Below are 302 nucleotides of genomic sequence, written 5' to 3'. Positions count from 1 at the left end.
CAGTATTAAACCCAGATACAAGTTCAGATTCTCCTTCAGCAAAATCAAAAGGAGTCCGATTAGTTTCAGCCAAACACCTTCTAAATCAAATTAATCTTAAAGGAAAAGCCAAAAAAATAAATCATACATTAGATTGATATTCAATAAATAAATTTAAATTAAACCCGGCTACTAAAATAACATACGATAGAAGAATCAAAGCTAGCCTTACTTCATAAGAAATAGTCTGAGCTACAGCTCGTAGTCTCCCTAATAAAGAATATTTACAATTAGAAGACCACCCTGCAATTATTACCCTATAT

1 pseudogene is annotated in these 302 nt (G+C 31.1%); it reads right to left on the bottom strand.

The features are described 5' to 3' along the window. Nucleotides 1–289 (bottom strand): annotated as a pseudogene (locus E0493_RS23670) (NADH-quinone oxidoreductase subunit H); the annotation flags it as partial. Between the last annotated feature and the right edge of the window lie 13 nt (nucleotides 290–302).

The organism is Teichococcus coralli, from assembly GCF_009829925.1.
Classification (GTDB): Bacteria; Pseudomonadota; Alphaproteobacteria; order Acetobacterales; family Acetobacteraceae; genus Pseudoroseomonas; species Pseudoroseomonas coralli.
The sequence above is the reverse complement of the archived record's forward strand: the minus strand, read 5'-3'. Positions and strand labels throughout refer to the sequence as shown.